The organism is Chromobacterium vaccinii, from assembly GCF_000971335.1.
Classification (GTDB): domain Bacteria; phylum Pseudomonadota; class Gammaproteobacteria; order Burkholderiales; family Chromobacteriaceae; genus Chromobacterium; species Chromobacterium vaccinii.
The window spans coordinates 1-1,030 of record NZ_JZJL01000135.1 but is presented as its reverse complement, the minus strand read 5'-3'; the positions used below and the strand labels follow the sequence as shown (position 1 = coordinate 1,030).

Here is a 1,030-nt window from a genome sequence, read left to right as displayed (position 1 = left end):
CGCCACGGGACTCAAGCAGGAAGCCGCTTAAAACCTCGGGTCCGCAGCCCGACGACAGGCATGGGGTCTGGGCTCGCCGGATACGCGATTTTTAGCAAACCAAGCCAAAAACTGGGCAAAAAGATCGTAAGCACGTTCTAAGAGCCTGTTCATGATCTTTTTAGGCAGGGGTCATTGCCCAATGCGAAAAACCATTATCCAAGCGACGTGAGTCGTGAACAGTTCGAACAGATCAGGCCACTGCTGGAAAGCGTACGCAAGAAAACCAAGCCAAGAATGGTGGATTTGTTTGAGGTCTGGTGCGCCGTGCTCTACCTGCTTAAAAGTGGTTGCCAGTGGTGCATGCTGCCAAGCGACTTTCCCAAGTGGCGAACGGTACATGCCTACTTCAGCCAGTGGAGCGAACCCGATCAGGATGGTGTGAGCCCCCTGGAGCGGGCCCTTAAAAAATCGGGTTGGCGAGGCCCGCATCAGACTGGGGCGCAAATCCTCAACCCGCTTTTTGATCGTCGATGCGCAGAGCGTGAAAAACACGGATAGTGCAGGAGCAAAAGGCTACGATGCCGTCAAAAAGGTCTCAGGAATCAAGCGCCATCTTGCTGTCGATACAGAAGGCCTGCCGCATGCGATTGCTGTGACGACAGCGGATCTGACGGATCGGAAAGGTGTGCTGAAAACATTGGCAGGCAGTGTTTCTCGCCTGAGAGCAGTAAAGAGCATCTTGGCTGATGGAGGTCATGTGTCATGTAGGCAAACTTTTTGCCCAAGGTAGTGGAAACGCTTCTGGGCACCAAGGTACAAATAGTAAAGCGCAGTGAACTACACTGCTTTGCGATCATGCCGCAGCGTTGGGTGGTGGAGCGTTCCTTTGCTTGGCTGGCGAAGTGTCGGAGGTTGTGGAAGAACTGCGAGGGGAAGCTGAATACTAGCTTGGAGTTCATCCATTTGGCCTTCTTCCTTTTGCTACTCAAAGGATCGTGAACAGGTGCTAACATATTTGTAACTCTGAAATGTGTCAGGAATCAAAGGG

Annotated in this window: 1 pseudogene; it reads left to right on the top strand. The window is 52.4% G+C overall.

From position 1 onward, the window contains the following. The first annotated feature begins 174 nt into the window (after window positions 1-174). Window positions 175-981 (top strand): annotated as a pseudogene (locus VL52_RS24295) (IS5 family transposase). Window positions 982-1,030 lie beyond the last annotated feature (49 nt).